The sequence below is a fragment of the Pseudomonas sp. GW823-FHT05G12 genome, assembly GCF_058795575.1.
The window spans coordinates 4,962,596-4,979,185 of the sequence record NZ_CM179501.1 but is presented as its reverse complement, the minus strand read 5'-3'; the positions used below and the strand labels follow the sequence as shown (position 1 = coordinate 4,979,185).

14 protein-coding genes are annotated in these 16,590 nt (G+C 62.5%); 10 read left to right on the top strand and 4 right to left on the bottom strand.

Annotation, left to right across the window (positions count from 1 at the left end):
* Positions 1-3: 3 nt before the first annotated feature.
* From AC3RCM_RS22765 to lpxC, 4 genes are all read left to right on the top strand, one after another.
* Positions 4-873 (top strand): cell division protein FtsQ/DivIB, encoded by an 870-nt coding sequence (locus AC3RCM_RS22765; protein WP_176682615.1) that lies wholly within the window; start codon positions 4-6, stop codon positions 871-873.
* 14 nt (positions 874-887) lie between these two features.
* Positions 888-2,150 (top strand): cell division protein FtsA, encoded by a 1,263-nt coding sequence (gene ftsA / locus AC3RCM_RS22760; protein WP_003251867.1) that lies wholly within the window; start codon positions 888-890, stop codon positions 2,148-2,150.
* A gap of 55 nt (positions 2,151-2,205) precedes the next feature.
* A complete protein-coding gene (gene ftsZ, locus AC3RCM_RS22755; protein ID WP_003251871.1) occupies positions 2,206-3,402 on the top strand; it encodes a cell division protein FtsZ in 1,197 nt (398 codons plus the stop codon).
* A 112-nt stretch (positions 3,403-3,514) separates the two neighbouring features.
* Positions 3,515-4,426: a UDP-3-O-acyl-N-acetylglucosamine deacetylase gene (gene lpxC / locus AC3RCM_RS22750; protein ID WP_003251873.1), complete on the top strand. Its 912-nt coding sequence runs from the start codon at positions 3,515-3,517 to the stop codon at positions 4,424-4,426.
* Positions 4,427-4,473: 47 nt separating this feature from the next.
* Here the strand turns inward: lpxC and AC3RCM_RS22745 are convergent, their stop codons facing one another.
* Positions 4,474-4,929 (bottom strand): DUF721 domain-containing protein, encoded by a 456-nt coding sequence (locus tag AC3RCM_RS22745; RefSeq protein WP_003251875.1) that lies wholly within the window; start codon positions 4,927-4,929, stop codon positions 4,474-4,476.
* A 372-nt stretch (positions 4,930-5,301) separates the two neighbouring features.
* On the opposite strand from AC3RCM_RS22745, the gene secA reads away from it, so the two are divergent.
* The 4 genes from secA (at position 5,302) to AC3RCM_RS22725 (ending at position 11,166) form a co-directional block, all read left to right on the top strand.
* Complete coding sequence (gene secA, locus AC3RCM_RS22740; RefSeq protein ID WP_104887088.1) at positions 5,302-8,037, top strand: preprotein translocase subunit SecA; 2,736 nt, start codon at positions 5,302-5,304, stop codon at positions 8,035-8,037.
* A gap of 182 nt (positions 8,038-8,219) precedes the next feature.
* The gene (gene argJ, locus AC3RCM_RS22735; protein ID WP_010952461.1) at positions 8,220-9,437 is read left to right on the top strand and encodes a bifunctional glutamate N-acetyltransferase/amino-acid acetyltransferase ArgJ; all 1,218 of its coding nucleotides are present in this window, start codon (positions 8,220-8,222) and stop codon (positions 9,435-9,437) included.
* Positions 9,438-9,592: 155 nt separating this feature from the next.
* Entirely contained in the window at positions 9,593-10,225 is a 633-nt protein-coding gene (locus tag AC3RCM_RS22730) for a glutathione S-transferase family protein (protein WP_010952462.1), read from the top strand.
* Complete coding sequence (locus AC3RCM_RS22725) at positions 10,222-11,166, top strand: Nudix family hydrolase (RefSeq protein WP_409320548.1); 945 nt, start codon at positions 10,222-10,224, stop codon at positions 11,164-11,166. Before AC3RCM_RS22730 ends, AC3RCM_RS22725 begins: the two co-directional genes overlap by 4 nt.
* A gap of 139 nt (positions 11,167-11,305) precedes the next feature.
* Here AC3RCM_RS22725 and AC3RCM_RS22720 read toward each other — a convergent pair whose 3' ends face one another.
* Genes AC3RCM_RS22720 through AC3RCM_RS22710 form a run of 3 tightly spaced genes read right to left on the bottom strand, consistent with a single transcriptional unit; the run spans position 11,306 to position 14,859 of the window.
* A complete protein-coding gene (locus tag AC3RCM_RS22720; protein ID WP_020193628.1) occupies positions 11,306-11,872 on the bottom strand; it encodes a cob(I)yrinic acid a,c-diamide adenosyltransferase in 567 nt (188 codons plus the stop codon).
* Position 11,873: 1 nt separating this feature from the next.
* The gene (locus tag AC3RCM_RS22715; protein WP_020193627.1) at positions 11,874-13,904 is read right to left on the bottom strand and encodes a sensor histidine kinase; all 2,031 of its coding nucleotides are present in this window, start codon (positions 13,902-13,904) and stop codon (positions 11,874-11,876) included.
* 37 nt (positions 13,905-13,941) lie between these two features.
* The gene (locus AC3RCM_RS22710) at positions 13,942-14,859 is read right to left on the bottom strand and encodes a putative 2-dehydropantoate 2-reductase (protein ID WP_064491373.1); all 918 of its coding nucleotides are present in this window, start codon (positions 14,857-14,859) and stop codon (positions 13,942-13,944) included.
* A gap of 100 nt (positions 14,860-14,959) precedes the next feature.
* Between AC3RCM_RS22710 and AC3RCM_RS22705 the strand changes: the two genes are divergently transcribed.
* Both AC3RCM_RS22705 and AC3RCM_RS22700 read left to right on the top strand, forming a co-directional pair.
* A complete protein-coding gene (locus AC3RCM_RS22705; RefSeq protein WP_003251890.1) occupies positions 14,960-15,445 on the top strand; it encodes a YajQ family cyclic di-GMP-binding protein in 486 nt (161 codons plus the stop codon).
* 115 nt (positions 15,446-15,560) lie between these two features.
* A complete protein-coding gene (locus AC3RCM_RS22700) occupies positions 15,561-16,403 on the top strand; it encodes a mechanosensitive ion channel family protein (protein WP_003251892.1) in 843 nt (280 codons plus the stop codon).
* Positions 16,404-16,590: the final 187 nt, after the last annotated feature.

The following is a 16,590-nucleotide window of genomic DNA, read 5'->3' as shown; positions in this document are numbered from 1 at the left end:
ACCATGCAAGGCGCGATGATACGTCAGCAGCAACCCGTTACCGGCCGTAGCAAGCCGGTGCCGCGTGGTGCCAGCCGGCTGGTGGCCGACGAGCCCGTATCGGCGCGCCTGCCCCGGCCAAGCCTGGGCGGCCTGAAGCGCTTGCTGTGGCCGGTGTTGCTGGTGGCGGCCGGCTTTGGTGCCTACGAGGGCGCCGTTCGCCTGATGCCGTACGCCGACCGCCCGATCACCAAGATCGATGTGCAGGGCGACCTCAGCTACATCAGTCAGCAATCGGTGCAGCAGCGTATCGCGCCCTACGTGGCGGCGAGCTTCTTCAGCGTCGACCTGCCGGCGATGCGCGCCGAGCTCGAGCAGATGCCGTGGATCGCCCACGCCGAAGTGCGCCGGGTGTGGCCCGACGAGGTGGTGATCCGCCTTGAAGAGCAGCTGCCGGTGGCACGCTGGGGGGACGCGGCCCTGCTCAACAACCAGGGTCAGGCTTTCACCCCGCGCGAGCTGGCCAACTATGAGCACCTGCCGCAGCTGGCCGGGCCGCAGCGTGCTCAGCAACAAGTCATGCAGCAGTATCAGGTATTGAGCCAGATGCTGCGCCCCTTGGGCTTTTCCATCGCTCGCCTGGAGCTGCGCGAGCGAGGCAGCTGGTTCCTGACCACCGGTGCGAGCAGTGCCGGGCCAGGCATCGAGTTGCTGCTGGGGCGCGATCATCTGGTGGAGAAGATGCGCCGTTTCATTGCCATTTACGACAAGACACTCAAAGACCAGATCACCACTATCGCCCGCATTGATCTGCGTTATTCCAACGGACTTGCCGTTGGTTGGCGGGAACCGATTGCACCGACGACGGCCCAACCCGCCGTTGCGAAGAATTAGAGAGAGGCAGGACCATGGCAAACGCGCATAGCGGCAAAATGATCGTCGGGCTGGACATTGGCACCTCCAAGGTGGTGGCGCTGGTGGGCGAAGTGGGCGAAGACGGCACCCTGGAAATCGTCGGGATCGGCACCCATCCGTCCCGTGGCCTGAAAAAAGGCGTGGTGGTGAACATCGAGTCCACCGTGCAGTCGATCCAGCGCGCCGTGGAAGAGGCGCAGCTGATGGCCGGCTGCCGTATCCACTCGGCGTTCGTCGGTGTGGCCGGTAACCACATCCGCAGCCTGAACTCCCACGGCATCGTCGCCATCCGTGACCGCGAAGTCAGCCTGGCCGACCTGGAGCGCGTACTCGACGCTGCCCAGGCCGTGGCGATTCCGGCCGACCAGCGCGTGCTGCACACCTTGCCGCAGGACTACGTGATCGACAACCAGGAAGGCGTGCGCGAGCCGCTGGGCATGTCTGGCGTGCGCCTGGAAGCCAAGGTTCACGTGGTCACTTGCGCAGTCAACGCCGCCCAGAACATCGAGAAGTGTGTGCGCCGCTGCGGCCTGGAAATCGACGACATCATCCTCGAGCAGCTGGCTTCGGCCTACTCGGTGCTGACCGATGATGAAAAAGAGCTGGGCGTGTGCCTGGTGGACATCGGTGGCGGCACCACCGACATCGCCATCTTCACCGAGGGTGCCATCCGCCACACGGCGGTCATCCCGATTGCTGGCGACCAGGTGACCAACGACATCGCCATGGCCCTGCGTACCCCGACCCAGTACGCCGAAGAAATCAAGATCCGCTACGCCTGTGCCTTGGCCAAACTGGCTGGCGCTGGCGAGACCATCAAGGTGCCAAGCGTGGGCGATCGCCCACCGCGCGAGCTGTCGCGCCAGGCCCTGGCCGAGGTGGTGGAGCCACGTTACGACGAGCTCTTCACCCTGATCCAGGCCGAACTGCGCCGCAGCGGCTACGAAGACCTGGTGCCCGCCGGCATCGTCCTCACTGGCGGCACCGCGAAGATGGAAGGCGCCGTCGAACTGGCCGAGGAAATTTTCCACATGCCGGTACGCCTGGGCGTGCCGCACAGCGTTCGGGGGCTGAGCGACGTGGTGCGCAACCCGATCTATTCCACTGGTGTGGGCTTGCTCACCTACGGCCTGCTGAAGCAGTCCGAGGACTTGGCCCTGACCGGTAACAGCAACAGCAGCAGCAACAGCTATGGCGATGAACCGAAGGCCCCAGTGCTTGAACGCTTCAAGAAGTGGGTCCAGGGCAACTTCTAAGTTTCAAAGCAGTAGTGGTAGGCGCAACAACTAGAGAACTGTAAGGAGAGGGAAAATGTTCGAGCTCGTAGACAACGTCCCGCAAAGTCCGGTCATTAAAGTGATCGGCGTTGGTGGTGGTGGCGGCAACGCCGTCAACCACATGGTCAAGAGCAGCATCGAAGGCGTGGAATTCATCTGCGCCAACACCGATGCCCAGGCGCTGAAAAACATTGGCGCGCGCACCATCCTGCAATTGGGCACGGGTGTGACCAAGGGCCTGGGTGCCGGTGCCAATCCGGAAGTCGGCCGTCAGGCCGCGCTGGAAGACCGTGAGCGCATTGCCGAAGTGCTGCAGGGCACCAACATGGTGTTCATCACCACCGGCATGGGTGGCGGTACCGGTACCGGTGCAGCGCCAATCATTGCCGAAGTGGCCAAGGAAATGGGTATCCTCACCGTAGCAGTGGTGACCCGTCCGTTCCCGTTCGAAGGCCGCAAGCGCATGCAGATCGCCGATGAAGGCATCCGCATGCTGGCTGAAAGCGTCGACTCGTTGATCACCATCCCCAACGAGAAGCTGCTGACCATCCTGGGCAAGGATGCCAGCCTGCTGTCCGCCTTCGCCAAGGCTGACGATGTTCTGGCCGGTGCCGTACGCGGTATCTCCGACATCATCAAGCGCCCAGGCATGATCAACGTCGACTTCGCCGACGTGCGCACCGTGATGGGTGAAATGGGCATGGCCATGATGGGTACTGGTTGCGCCAGCGGCCCGAACCGTGCGCGTGAAGCCACCGAGGCAGCTATCCGTAACCCGCTGCTGGAAGACGTCAACCTGCAGGGCGCCCGCGGTATCCTGGTGAACATCACCGCAGGCCCGGACCTGTCGCTGGGTGAGTACTCCGACGTGGGTAGCATCATCGAAGCCTTCGCCTCCGACCACGCGATGGTCAAGGTCGGCACCGTGATCGACCCGGACATGCGCGACGAACTGCACGTGACCGTGGTGGCCACTGGTCTGGGCGCACGCATCGAGAAGCCTGTGAAGGTGGTCGACAATACCCTGCAGACTGCCCAGCAGGCGTACGAAGCGTCCAATCCTGCGCCGGTGCGCCAGGAGCAGCCAGCGGTCAACTACCGTGACCTGGAGCGCCCGACCGTCATGCGCAACCAGGCGCATGCAGGTGCTGCCGCAGCCGCTAAACTGAACCCTCAGGATGACCTGGACTACCTCGATATCCCGGCATTCCTGCGTCGTCAGGCTGATTAATGGAATTTATCAGGGGTATAAAGGTGATTGGTATTCATCAAAGGTTGGGTCTGTTATCATCCCCAGCCTTTGTTGATACCTGTTCGCAATTTGCGCTGAAGCGGCCAATGCCATGATTAAACAACGCACCCTGAAGAATACCATCCGTGCCACAGGTGTCGGTCTGCACTCCGGGGAGAAGGTCTACCTGACCCTCAAGCCTGCACCTGTTGACACCGGCATCGTCTTCCGCCGCGCCGACCTCGACCCTGTGGTCGAGATCCCTGCGCGTGCGGCCAACGTCGGCGAGACAACCATGTCGACGACGCTGGTCAACGGTGACGTCAAGGTCGATACGGTCGAGCACCTGCTCTCCGCCATGGCGGGTCTGGGCATCGATAACGCCTACGTCGAGCTCTCCGCCTCGGAAGTGCCGATCATGGATGGCAGCGCCGGTCCTTTTGTATTCCTGATTCAGTCTGCCGGCCTGGAAGAACAGGACGCAGCCAAGAAGTTCATCCGCATCCTGCGTGAGGTAACCGTGGAAGAGGGCGACAAGCGCGCCACGTTCCTGCCTTTCGAAGGTTTCAAGGTGAGCTTCGAGATCGATTTCGATCACCCGGTGCTTCGCAACCGGACCCAGAGCGCCAGCGTCGACTTTTCCAGCACGTCGTTCGTGAAGGAAGTCAGCCGCGCGCGTACTTTTGGTTTCATGCGTGACATCGAGTACCTGCGCAAGCACAACCTTGCGTTGGGTGGCAGTGTCGAGAACGCCATCGTGGTCGATGAGGACGGCGTGCTCAACGAAGACGGCCTTCGTTACGAAGACGAATTCGTCAAGCACAAGATCCTCGACGCCATCGGCGATCTGTACCTGCTGGGCAACAGCCTGATCGGCGAGTTCAAGGGCTTCAAGTCCGGCCACGCGCTGAACAACCAGCTGTTGCGCAAGCTGATTGCTGAAACCGATGCCTGGGAAGTGGTCACTTTCGAAGATGCCAGTACGGCACCGATCTCGTACATGCGCCCTGTTGCGGCCGTGTAAGTTCGAACACTCTCTAGTTCATTAAGGCCACCTTCGGGTGGCCTTTTTTATGGCTTGCCCTGGGCGTGGGCGGCCAACCGTTCCAGTGCTGCGCGCAGTTTGGGGTCGGTAATGCCTTCGGCGGTGTCGCGCAGGCTCTCGGCCGCGCTGTTCGAAAGCTCGGCAGCATGCCCGCCCCGCTTGGCCGGCACCAGCGGCGGCTGCACCTTGTACAGGATGCGCCTGAGGTTGCCGAATGCTTCCATGGCCTGCAGTGCCGCCAACAAGCGCTTCTGCTGGTAGCGCAGGCGGGTGGCCCAATGGCCGTCGGTAACCACCAGCAACAAAGTACCATCGCGCCAGGACGCCACATGGCAGTGCTCGCGGGCAGCCGGTTGCAACTGGCTTTCCAGCAGGCGCTGCAAGTGCTCCAGGCGCTCGGCCTGGTTCAGCAGCAGGCGCAGCGGGCGCACCTGGCGCAGCAGGGCGGAGGGCGGCTGGGCGGGGGAGGGTTTGTAGGCCATGGGGGTACGCGTGAGGTGACGTGGGCACAGTCTAACATCTCCGTTGCCTGTACCGGCCTCTTCGCGGGTGAACCCGCTCCTACCAGGGCTATCGATACCTCGTAGGAGCGGGTTCACCCGCGAAGGGGCCGGCACAGGCAGCCAAAGACAAGACTGGTTCTCGATAGCTTTCATGTTGCCAAGCCTTGAACTCAGTGAAAATGCCCCTATCTAAAACAGGCCCCCGCCAAAACGCTGTATCAGCATCGTGGAAATCCACCACTTTCCTCACCATCGTTTCCGGGTAGAATGCTCGTTCGCATGCGGCCTATGGGCTGCACGGGCGACTCATGGGGCCGCCCTCCATCCCTACGTGTGGAAGATCCTGCCGATATGTTTGCGCCTTTGTTAAAAAAACTTTTTGGAAGCAAGAACGAGCGTGAAGTCAAACGCATGCTCAAGACGGTGAGTATCGTCAATGCCTTCGAAGAGAAGATGGTGGCCCTCTCCGACGAGCAACTGCGGGGCAAGACTGCAGAGTTCAAGGAACGCCTGGCCAAAGGCGAGACACTGGACCAGTTGCTGCCCGAAGCCTTCGCCGTGGCCCGCGAGGCCGGCAAGCGCGTAATGGGCATGCGCCATTTCGATGTGCAGTTGATCGGCGGCATGACCCTGCACGAGGGTATGATCGCAGAAATGCGCACCGGTGAAGGCAAGACCTTGGTCGGTACCTTGGCCGTCTACCTCAACGCATTGTCCGGCAAGGGCGTGCATGTGGTCACCGTCAACGACTACCTGGCGCGCCGTGACGCCAACTGGATGCGCCCGCTGTACGAATTCCTCGGTCTGTCGGTCGGTATCGTCTCGGCCTTCCAGCCGCCGGAAGAAAAGCGCGCCGCCTATGCAGCCGACATCACCTACGGCACCAACAACGAATTCGGGTTCGACTACCTGCGCGACAACATGGCGTTCAGCCAGGACGAGAAGTTCCAGCGTGAACTGAACTTCGCCGTGATCGACGAAGTCGACTCCATCCTCATCGACGAAGCGCGTACCCCGCTGATCATTTCCGGTCAGGCCGAGGACAGCTCCAAGCTGTACATCGAGATCAACCGCCTGATCCCGCGCCTCACCCAGCACATCGAAGAGGTCGAAGGCCAGGTCACCCAGGAAGGCCACTTCACCATCGACGAGAAGAGTCGCCAGGTGGAGCTGAACGAAGCCGGTCACCAGTTCATCGAAGAGATGCTGGCCCAGGCGGGCCTGCTGGCTGAAGGCGAGAGCCTGTACTCCGCGCACAACCTGGGCTTGCTGACACACGTCTACGCCGGTCTTCGTGCACACAAGCTGTTCCACCGCAACGTCGAGTACATCGTCCAGGACGGCCAGGTTCTGCTGATCGACGAACACACCGGCCGTACCATGCCGGGCCGTCGCCTGTCCGAGGGCCTGCACCAGGCCATCGAGGCAAAAGAGAACCTGAACATCCAGGCCGAGAGCCAGACCCTGGCTTCGACCACGTTCCAGAACTACTTCCGCCTGTACACCAAGCTGTCCGGCATGACCGGTACCGCCGACACCGAAGCGTTCGAGTTCCAGTCGATCTATGGCCTGAACGTGATGGTCATTCCGCCGAACAAGCCACTGGCGCGTAAGGACTACAACGACCTGGTGTACCTGACCGCTGACGAGAAATACGCCGCGATCATCGCCGACATCAAGGAAAGCATGAAGCTGGGCCGTCCGGTGCTGGTGGGTACCGCGACCATTGAAACTTCCGAGCACATGTCCAACCTCCTGAAAAAGGAAGGCATCGACCACAAGGTGCTCAACGCCAAGTATCACGAGAAGGAAGCCGAGATCATCGCGCAAGCAGGCGCGCCAGGTGCACTGACCATCGCCACCAACATGGCTGGCCGTGGTACCGACATCCTGCTGGGCGGTAACTGGGAAGCCGAAGTGGCTGCCCTGGAAAACCCGACAGCCGAGCAGATCGCCCAGATCAAGGCCGACTGGCAGAAGCGTCACCAGCAAGTGATCGAGACGGGTGGCCTGCATGTAATCGCTTCCGAGCGCCACGAATCGCGCCGTATCGACAACCAGCTGCGTGGCCGCTCCGGTCGTCAGGGCGACCCGGGGTCCAGCCGCTTCTACCTGTCGCTGGAAGACAGCCTGATGCGCATCTTCGCCTCTGACCGGGTGAAGAACTTCATGAAGGCACTGGGCATGCAGTCGGGCGAGGCCATCGAGCACCGCATGGTCACCAACGCTATCGAGAAAGCCCAGCGCAAGGTCGAAGGCCGCAACTTCGACATTCGTAAGCAATTGCTCGAATATGACGACGTCGCCAACGAGCAGCGCAAGGTGATCTACCACATGCGCAACAGCCTGCTGGCCGCCGACAACATTGGCGACACCATCGTCGAATTCCGCAAGGAAGTCCTGGACGCTACCATCAGCCAGCACATTCCGCCGCAGTCGCTGCCAGAGCAGTGGGACGTAGCCGGCCTGGAGGCTTCGCTGGCCAGCGATTTCGCCATCAAGTTGCCGATCCAGCAATGGCTCGACGAGGACGATCACCTCTACGAAGAGACCCTGCGCGAGAAGCTGCTGAGCGAGATCACCACGGCCTACACCGAGAAGGAAGACCAGGCCGGTCTCGAGGCCCTGCGAACCTTCGAGAAGCAGATTCTGCTGCGCGTACTGGACGACCTGTGGAAAGACCACCTGTCGACCATGGACCACCTGCGTCACGGTATTCACCTGCGTGGTTATGCGCAGAAGAACCCGAAGCAGGAGTACAAGCGCGAGTCGTTCAGCCTGTTCCAGGAGCTGTTGGAGTCGATCAAGCGCGACACCATCCGCGTGCTGTCGCACGTACAGGTTCGCCGCGAAGACCCGGCCGAAGAGGAAGCCCGCCTGCGCCGCGAGGCCGAAGAGCTGGCGAGTCGCATGCAGTTCCAGCACGCCGCTGCACCGGGCCTGGAAAGTGAGCAACTGAGCGAGGAGGGTGCCGAAGTAGCGGTAGCCTCGGCGCCAGTACGCAATGACCAGAAGCTGGGCCGCAACGAGCCGTGCTGGTGTGGTTCGGGCAAGAAGTTCAAGCATTGCCACGGTCAGATCGAGTGATCTGAACCTTACGTTGTACAAGCCTGGGGTCGCTTTGCGGCCCTTTCGCGACACAAGGCCGCTCCCACAGGTACCGCGCTCGTCCATGAACGGGCGCGATCCTTGTGGGGGCGGCCTTGTGTCGCGATGGGGCGCGAAGCGGCCCCTTTTTCGACATCATCGTTTTTTCTAGGAGCGCTCTAATGGCTGTTGGTCTTGGTCCTTTGCCCACCCTGCACCCGGTTCCGGGTTTTGAACTCGGTATCGCTTCTGCCGGTATCAAGCGCCCGGGGCGCAAGGATGTGGTGGTCATGCGCTGTGCCGAAGGCTCCAGCGTGGCTGGCGTGTTCACCCTCAACGCCTTCTGCGCCGCGCCGGTGATCCTGTCCAAGCAGCGTGTACAGGGCACCGTGCGCTACCTGCTGACCAACACGGGTAACGCCAACGCCGGCACCGGCGCGCCAGGTCTGGCCGCCGCCGAGCGCACCTGCGCCAAGCTGGCCGAACTGGCTGGCGTACCGGCCGAGTCGGTACTGCCGTTCTCCACCGGCGTGATTGGCGAGCCGCTGCCGGTCGAAAAGATCGAAGGCGCGCTGCAGGCCGCCCTCGACAACCTGTCGGAAAACAACTGGGCTGAGGCCGCTACCGGCATCATGACCACCGACACCCTGCCCAAGGGGGCCAGCCGCCAGTTCCAGCACGATGGCGTGACCGTCACCGTTACCGGAATCAGCAAGGGTGCAGGCATGATCCGCCCGAACATGGCGACCATGCTGGGCTACATCGCCACCGACGCCAAGGTGGCGCCAAAGGTACTCAAGGACCTGATGCTGGACGGCGCCAACAAGTCGTTCAACCGCATCACGATCGATGGTGACACTTCGACCAACGATTGCTGCATGCTGATCGCTACCGGCAAGGCCGACCTGCCGGAAGTGACCGAAGCCAGCGGCGCGCTTTTCGAAGCGCTGAAAAAGGCCGTGTTCGAAGTGTGCATGGAAGTGGCCCAGGCCATTGTCCGTGACGGCGAAGGCGCGACCAAGTTCGTGACCGTGCAGGTCAACGGCGGTGGCAACCACCAGGAGTGCCTGGACGTTGGCTACGCCGTGGCCCACTCGCCGTTGATCAAGACCGCGCTGTTCGCTTCCGACCCGAACTGGGGCCGCATCCTCGCCGCCGTAGGCCGTGCCGGTGTACCGGAGCTGGATGTGAGCCTGATCGATGTCTACCTGGACAGCGTTTGCATCGCGAGCAAAGGCGGCCGCAGCCCGAGCTATACCGAAGCGCAGGGTTCGGCAGTGATGGCCCAGGAAGAGATCACCATCCGAATCGAACTGGGCCGTGGCCAGTGCAGCGAAACCATCTGGACGACTGACCTGTCCCACGAGTACGTGAAGATCAACGCCGAGTACCGTACCTGATCTACTGATCCGAAGGCCTCTTCGCGGGCACGCCCGCTCCCACAGGTGTTGCAATGCCTGCAGGAGCGGTGCGGTCCCTGCAGGAGCGGGCTTGCCCGCGAAAGGCCGCGTAGCGGCCTGCGGGTTTTGCAATACAAACCTGATGGAGCCGAACCATGAGCTATCACCTGATCATCGGCGACAAGCTGTACTCCTCCTGGTCGCTGCGTGGCGCCCTGGCGCTCGAGCTGGCTGGCGTGCCCTACGAAGAAACCCTGATCAAGCTGAACCAGCCTGATACCCGCCAGCGCATCCTCGCTTTCTCCTCCACCGGCAAGGTGCCGCTGCTCAAGACCGAGCACGGTGTGATCGCCGATTCCCTGGCCATTGCCGAATACCTCAACGAACAGCACCCCGACGCCCAGCTGTGGCCTGCCGATGCAGCCGCCCGCGCCCAGGCCCGTTCGGCTTGCGCGCAGATGCACAGCGGTTTCTTCGCCCTGCGCGGTGCCATGCCGTTCGACCTGTCGCGTGACCAGGCGCTGGACACTGTGCCGCTGGACGTGCAGGTCGATATCGACCGTATCGTCGCGCTGTGGTCCGAATGCCGCGTGGTGGCCAAGGACAGCGGCCCGTTCCTGTTCGGCAAGCCAAGCCTGGCCGATGCCTTCTTTGCCCCGGTGGCCGTGCGCCTGCGCACCTACCGCGTAGAAGTCCCCGCCGAGGCGGCAGCCTACATCGAGACCATTTATCAGTGGCCAGCCTTCCAGGCATGGCAACAGGCAGGCCTGGAGGAGCGTAAAGCGTGAAACGGATTCATGTAGTAGCTGCCGTCATTCGCGGTGCTGATGGCCGTATTCTGATCGCACGCCGTGCCGATACTCAGCACCAGGGCGGCTTGTGGGAGTTCCCCGGTGGCAAGGTGGAAGAAGGCGAAAGCGTCGAAGCGGCGCTTGCCCGCGAGCTGCGCGAGGAGCTGGGCATCGAGGTAAGTCGGTCGCGTGCGCTGATCAAGGTCAGCCATGACTACCCGGACAAGCAGGTGCTGCTGGACGTGCGCGAGGTCGAAGCGTTCACTGGCGAACCCCATGGTGCCGAAGGCCAGCCGCTGGAATGGGTTGCCCCGCGCGATTTGCCGCAGTACGAATTCCCCGAGGCCAACAAGCCGATCGTCGCCGCTGCGCGCCTGCCGGACCAGTACCTGATCACCCCGGATGGCTTGGAGGTGCCGCAGCTGCTCAAGGGCATCCAGAAGGCCGTGGCCAATGGCATTCGTCTGATCCAGTTGCGTGCCCCGGACATGTACGACCCCAAGTACCGCGACGTGGCGGTGGATGCGGTCGGGCTGTGTGCGGGCAAGGCGCAGCTGATGCTGAAAGGGCCACTGGAATGGCTGGGTGATTTCCCGGCGGCCGGTTGGCACCTGACGGCCGCGCAGCTGCGCAAGTACGCCGCCAGGGGCCGGCCGTTCCCCAAGGAGCGCTGGTTGGCGGCATCCTGCCACAGTGCCGAAGAGCTGGCGCTGGCTGAGCAGATGGGCGTGGACTTTGTCACCTTGTCGCCAGTGCAGGCGACCCTGACGCATCCGGATGCGGTGCCGCTGGGCTGGGATGAGGCGCAGCGCGTGATTGCCGGGTTCAACAAGCCGGTTTATCTACTGGGTGGGATAGGGCCGAGTGAGCGCCAGCAGGCCTGGGAGGCGGGTGCACAGGGTGTGGCCGGGATCCGGGCGTTCTGGCCCGAGGTTTGAGTCCCCTGTAACAGGGGCCGCTGCGGGCCTCATTCGCGGGCTTGCCCGCTCCCACAGGAAACTCACAAGCCTCAAGCCTGCTCGAAACCTGTGGGAGCGGGCAAGCCCGCGAATGGGCTGCAAAGCAGCCCCAGAAGTATCAGCCTTTCGGTTTCTCGGCGGGCTGCCACAAAACCTCAGCCACCCCCTGGCGCCGCCCGATGATCCGCGCCGCCACGAACAATAGATCGGAAAGCCGGTTGATATACGCCAAACCAACGCCTTCCAGCGGCTCCACGGCATTCAACTGCTGGCACCGGCGCTCTGCACTGCGTGCCAGACTGCGGCACACATGCGCCTGCGCCACCAGCGCCGAACCACTGGGCAGAATGAAGTTCTTCAGCGGCCCCAGCTCTTCGTTCCACACATCGATGGCCGCCTCCAGGCGTTCCACTTCTGCCAGGTTCAACGCCTGGTAACTGGGCATCGCCAGCTCGCCACCCAGGTCGAACAAGCGGTGCTGACACGGCGCCAGCACTGTGGTCACTTCATTCAGCCCATGCTCGGCGAGCCCCGCCAGCAGCAACCCCAACTGGCTGTTCAGGCTGTCCACCTCGCCAATCGCTTCGATCCGCGGGTGGTCCTTGGGCACCCGACGGCCGTCGCCCAGGCCGGTTTCGCCTTTGTCGCCGGTGCGGGTATAGATCTTCGAAAGGCGGTAGCCCATGTCATTGCTCCGTTCTGGCCGGCACCGCCGCTGCCGGCTGGGTGAGGGGCAGGCGTAGGGTAAAGCAGGTGCCTTGGCCTGGCGTGGATTGCACTTCCATCTGCCCCTTGTGGTTGTTGGTGATGATGAAGTAGGAGACCGACAGGCCCAGCCCGGTACCCTGGCCGATTTCCTTGGTGGTGAAGAACGGCTCGAAGGTGCGCTTGCGCACCGCCTCGGGCATGCCGACGCCGTTGTCTTCGACCTGGATTTCCGCCCATGGCGGGTTTAGCCGGGTGCGCAGTGTGATGCGTCCGGGCTCGCTGGGTTGCGGGCGTTGGTGGATGGCCTGGGCTGCGTTCTTCAGCAAGTTGAGCAGTACTTGTTCCAGCTCGTTGGCGGTACATGGCACCGGCCCCAGGTCGGGGTCGAACTGGCGCACGATGGCTTGCCCCTTGAAGTCGAAGCCGATGGCCAGATCGAAGTCATTGCCGGCAATTTCAAGCGCCTGATCGATCAGTGCCGGCAGCTCGCATGGCACCAGCTGGCGGTTGCTGCGGCGGCTGAAGCTGAGCATGTGGGTGACGATCTTCGCCGCCCGGGCGCCGGCCTGCTGAATGCCGTCGAGCAGCTGCGGCACCTCGCGGCTGTCCAGGTAGCGGTTGATCGTGGCCAGGTCGATGCCCAGCTCTTCGGCCTGTTCCTGGTTGCGCGGCAGGTCGGACGACAGGCGTCGGCGAATGTTCTGCACGTTGTGCAGGATAGCGCCCAGCGGGTTGTTGATTTCGTGCGCCATGCCGGCAGCCAGACCACCGACCGAGAGCATTTTTTCCGATTGCACCATCATTTCTTCCAATGACAGACGCTGGGTGATGTCGTCGATACGAATGACCACGCCGCGCCCGCCGCCGCCGGTCAGTGGGTAGAAGGTCAGGGCGTAGTGGCGCAGGTCGTCGCCCTTGGGCCAGGTTACCCGCTCAATCTTCGCCACTCGATGTTTTTCCACGGTTTCCTTCAGTTGCGGGAGGAACGGCTTCAACGGCTCGAACGCAATGAACACCGGCTGGTTAAGTGCCTCATCCAGTGGTGTGCCGGAAAGCACCGTGGCTTCGTGGTTCCATTGGGTCACGTAAAGCTGTTCGTCGAGGGCGATCAGTGCCGAGGGCATCGAGTCGATGATGCTGTTGAGGTAGTTCTGGAAACCGGTGAGCTTTTTCTCGATCTTGCTGCGTACCTGTACTTCCAGTTCCAGCTTGCGGTTGGTGTGGCGGGTTTCTTCGGCAAGGCCCTGAGCCTGGTCGTAGGCACTCTGGAACTCGTCGCGGGCGCTCTTGAGCTGCTGCTCGCGCGCCTCGATGCGCGACAGCATGGTGTTGAAGGCCTCGGCCAGGCTGCCGATTTCATCATCGTTGCCGCGTTGGGCGCGCAAGGCGTAGCTCTCTTCGCGGGTAACCTGGCGGCTGAGTTCCTCAAGCTGGTTGATCGGTTGGGTGATCAGGCGTTTGATCTGCCGTGCGATGACGATCCATAGCAGGACACTGAACACCAGGATGCCCAGGCTGGCGCTGAGTGTGCCGGTGTAGAACGCCGTGGGCAGTTCGCTGCTGGCTACCAGCAGCAAGTGTGCCGGTGGGTTGGCATCGCGGGGGATGCGGATCAACTGAGTGCTGCGAAACTCCATCAGGCGCCAGCCGTCGATGTTGCGAAAACGTTTGGGCAGGGCCAGCGGCTCGCCATGCTGCAACTGCGCCAGCATTCGGCCATCGCCACCGTAGACCGCGGCGGCGCGCAGCGGTGTGTAACTTTCCAGTTCCTTGAGCAGGGCACGGGCGGTTTCCGGGGTGTCGCCGGCGCGGGCTGCAAGCTGAGGATTGGCCACCAGCCGGCCGATGGTCTGCATGGCCTGGGGCGCCATGCTTTCCTGGGTGATCCAGTAGGCGGCGCTGATGAAGGTGAGGTTGGCCATCAGCAAGATGGTCACCAGCAATACCAGCAGGGCCGCCAGCAGCTTCTGCCCGACCGGGAGGTTTTCCAGGCGTTGGCGCAAGGTCATGGGCAAGGCAATGTCCGTATCCGGTTGAAGGGCCGCGTCAGTCGCAGGGCAAACCACGCGCGCGCAGGTTTTCGACCAAGCGCTGCAGCAGGTGTTCCAGCTGCGGCAAGTGCAGGCCATGACGGCCCGCAGCGCGGCAAGCATGGCCGAGCAGGTAGTGCAACTCGGTGCGCCGTCCTGCATGCACGTCCTGGTACATGGAAGAGTAGTTGGCTGCGGTGGCGAGGATTACCCGCTGCACTTCTTCGTCCAGCCCCTCGGCTGCTTGCGGCTGGCCGCAACGGCGCAGCAGTCGGGCCAGCTCGACGCACAGGGCCTGCACTTCACCCAGGTGCCCCAGCAGCCCGCCATTCTGGCAATCATGAAGGACGGTCAGCGGGTTGATGGCGCAATTGAGCGCCAGCTTGCGCCACAGGCGGGTCAGTATGTCTACTGTCCATTGCGCGGGGATACCGGCCTCGTGCAGGTCATCGAACCAGGCGGGGATCATGGGGTTACGTGGGTCGCCCAGCCAGTTGAAGCCATGGCCGGCAAAACGCACCTGCCAGTCCCCCTCGCGGAAGGCGCCTTCGGTGCTGGAGGCGAAGATGCAGCGAGCGTGCGGCACCAGGTCGGCGACTTCATCCTGGCTGCCAAGGCCATTCTGCAACAGCAGCACTTCGGCGCTCTCGGCCAGCCGTGGCGCTACACCGGCAATCGCCGGGGCAGCGTCATAGGCCTTGCAGGCCACCAGCAGCCGGTGGATCGGGCCTTGCGCCTGCGCCGTTTCGGCAGGTATGGCGTAGTGCCGGGTGTGCTCCTGTTCGACCAGGGTCAGGCCACCGGCCTGCTGATAGGCCTGTAGCCGTTGCCCGTCACGCAGGATCAGGCGCACGGCCTTGCCTGCGCGTGCCAGGCGGCAGGCCCACAGACTGCCAAGGCTACCGGCGCCGAGAATATGCCAGGTGCTGCTCATATGCGTTTCGCAACCCGTTATAATGAGCCCGCATTTTAACCTTCAAACCCAGCGCGCTCCATCTTCAGCCTGAGCGCGCTTTTATTTTGGGAGAACAACCATGCCTTCGTTCGACGTGGTATCGGAACTGGACAAGCACGAAGTGCAGAACGCGGTCGACAACGCCATCAAGGAACTGGACCGCCGCTACGACCTCAAGGGCAAAGGCACCTTCGAGTTCAAGGACAAAGAGCAGACCGTGATGCTCACCGCCGAGGAAGAGTTCCAGCTCGAGGCGATGCTGGAGATCCTGCGCCTTGCACTGGTCAAGCGCAAGATCGACGTGAAGTGCCTGGAAACCAAGGACCCCTACGCCTCCGGCAAGGAAAAGAAACAGGAAGCCAAGTTCCGCGAAGGCATCGACAAGGACCTGGCAAAAAAGATCGTTGCCACCATCAAGGATGGCAAGCTGAAAGTACAGGCCGCCATCCAGGGTGAGCAGGTACGGGTAACCGGCAAGAAACGTGACGATCTGCAGGAAGCCATTGCCCTGCTGCGCACCAAGGAATTCGACATGCCGCTGCAGTTCAACAACTTCCGCGACTGATGCGGGGGTGGCCCGGAACCCCGATGGCCAAATGATGTCCATGGGGGCCGGGGTTGCGTAATAACACGCGCGCCTGTTCTACCGTGTACTTGCCGCTCGGCATCAGGAGATGAATATGGATTTGAACGCTGAAGTCGATCAGCTCGTCCGCCAATCCCAGACGTGGATTCCCTTGATCATGGAATACGGCAGCCGTGTGCTGCTGGCACTGCTGACCCTGGCGGTCGGCTGGTGGATCATCAACAAGGTCAGCGCCCGCCTCGGCAAGCTGGTGGGGCTGCGCAACGCCGACCTGGCGCTGCAGGGCTTCATCAGCACCCTGGCGAACATCGTGCTGAAGGTGCTGCTGTTGGTCAGCGTGGCCTCGATGATCGGCATCGAGACCACCTCGTTCGTCGCCGCCATCGGTGCCGCAGGCCTGGCCATCGGCCTTGCCTTGCAGGGCAGCCTGGCGAACTTCGCCGGTGGTGTGCTGATTCTGATGTTCCGCCCGTTCCGTATCGGTGACTGGATCGAGGCGCAGGGCGTTGCCGGCACCGTCGACAGTATCCAGATCTTCCACACCGTGCTGCGCACCGGTGACAACAAGACGGTCATCATGCCCAATGGCAGCCTGTCCAACGGCATCATTACCAACACCAACCGCCAGCCGACGCGCAAGGTGGTGTTCGATGTGGGCGTTGACTACGAGGCCGACCTGCAGAAGGCCCGCAATGTGTTGCTGGAACTGGCAAAGGACCCGCGTGTTCTGCAAGACCCGGCACCGCAGGCGGTCGTGTCGACGCTGGGCGACAGCTCGATCACCGTATCGCTGCGGTTGTGGACCAAGACCTCCGATTACTGGGACGTGATGTTCATGCTCAACGAGTATGCGCGTGACCGGTTGAAGGCCGAAGGGATCGACATTCCGTTCCCGCAGCGGGTTATTCGCGTGGTGCAGGAGACTGCAACGCAGTAATGCCGCGTTCAAGCCGGGGCCGCTTTGCGCCCCTTCGCGGGCAAGCCCGCCCCTACGAGGACATGCGTGTTCTGTGTAGGAGCGGGCTTGCCCGCGAAGGGGCGCAAAGCGGCCCCAGCTTTTTCCGACCCTGATTACACTTGCTCACAGCAATTTCCAGCCATTTCTGGCATATAGCGTGACCCCG

Coding starts and splice junctions, on each gene's coding strand:
- AC3RCM_RS22765 (WP_176682615.1), top strand. CDS start 4: ATGCAAGGCGCGATGATACGTCAGCAGCAACCCGTTACCGGCCGTAGC.
- ftsA (WP_003251867.1), top strand. CDS start 888: ATGGCAAACGCGCATAGCGGCAAAATGATCGTCGGGCTGGACATTGGC.
- ftsZ (WP_003251871.1), top strand. CDS start 2,206: ATGTTCGAGCTCGTAGACAACGTCCCGCAAAGTCCGGTCATTAAAGTG.
- lpxC (WP_003251873.1), top strand. CDS start 3,515: ATGATTAAACAACGCACCCTGAAGAATACCATCCGTGCCACAGGTGTC.
- AC3RCM_RS22745 (WP_003251875.1), bottom strand. CDS start 4,929: ATGGCCTACAAACCCTCCCCCGCCCAGCCGCCCTCCGCCCTGCTGCGC.
- secA (WP_104887088.1), top strand. CDS start 5,302: ATGTTTGCGCCTTTGTTAAAAAAACTTTTTGGAAGCAAGAACGAGCGT.
- argJ (WP_010952461.1), top strand. CDS start 8,220: ATGGCTGTTGGTCTTGGTCCTTTGCCCACCCTGCACCCGGTTCCGGGT.
- AC3RCM_RS22730 (WP_010952462.1), top strand. CDS start 9,593: ATGAGCTATCACCTGATCATCGGCGACAAGCTGTACTCCTCCTGGTCG.
- AC3RCM_RS22720 (WP_020193628.1), bottom strand. CDS start 11,872: ATGGGCTACCGCCTTTCGAAGATCTATACCCGCACCGGCGACAAAGGC.
- AC3RCM_RS22715 (WP_020193627.1), bottom strand. CDS start 13,904: ATGACCTTGCGCCAACGCCTGGAAAACCTCCCGGTCGGGCAGAAGCTG.
- AC3RCM_RS22710 (WP_064491373.1), bottom strand. CDS start 14,859: ATGAGCAGCACCTGGCATATTCTCGGCGCCGGTAGCCTTGGCAGTCTG.
- AC3RCM_RS22705 (WP_003251890.1), top strand. CDS start 14,960: ATGCCTTCGTTCGACGTGGTATCGGAACTGGACAAGCACGAAGTGCAG.
- AC3RCM_RS22700 (WP_003251892.1), top strand. CDS start 15,561: ATGGATTTGAACGCTGAAGTCGATCAGCTCGTCCGCCAATCCCAGACG.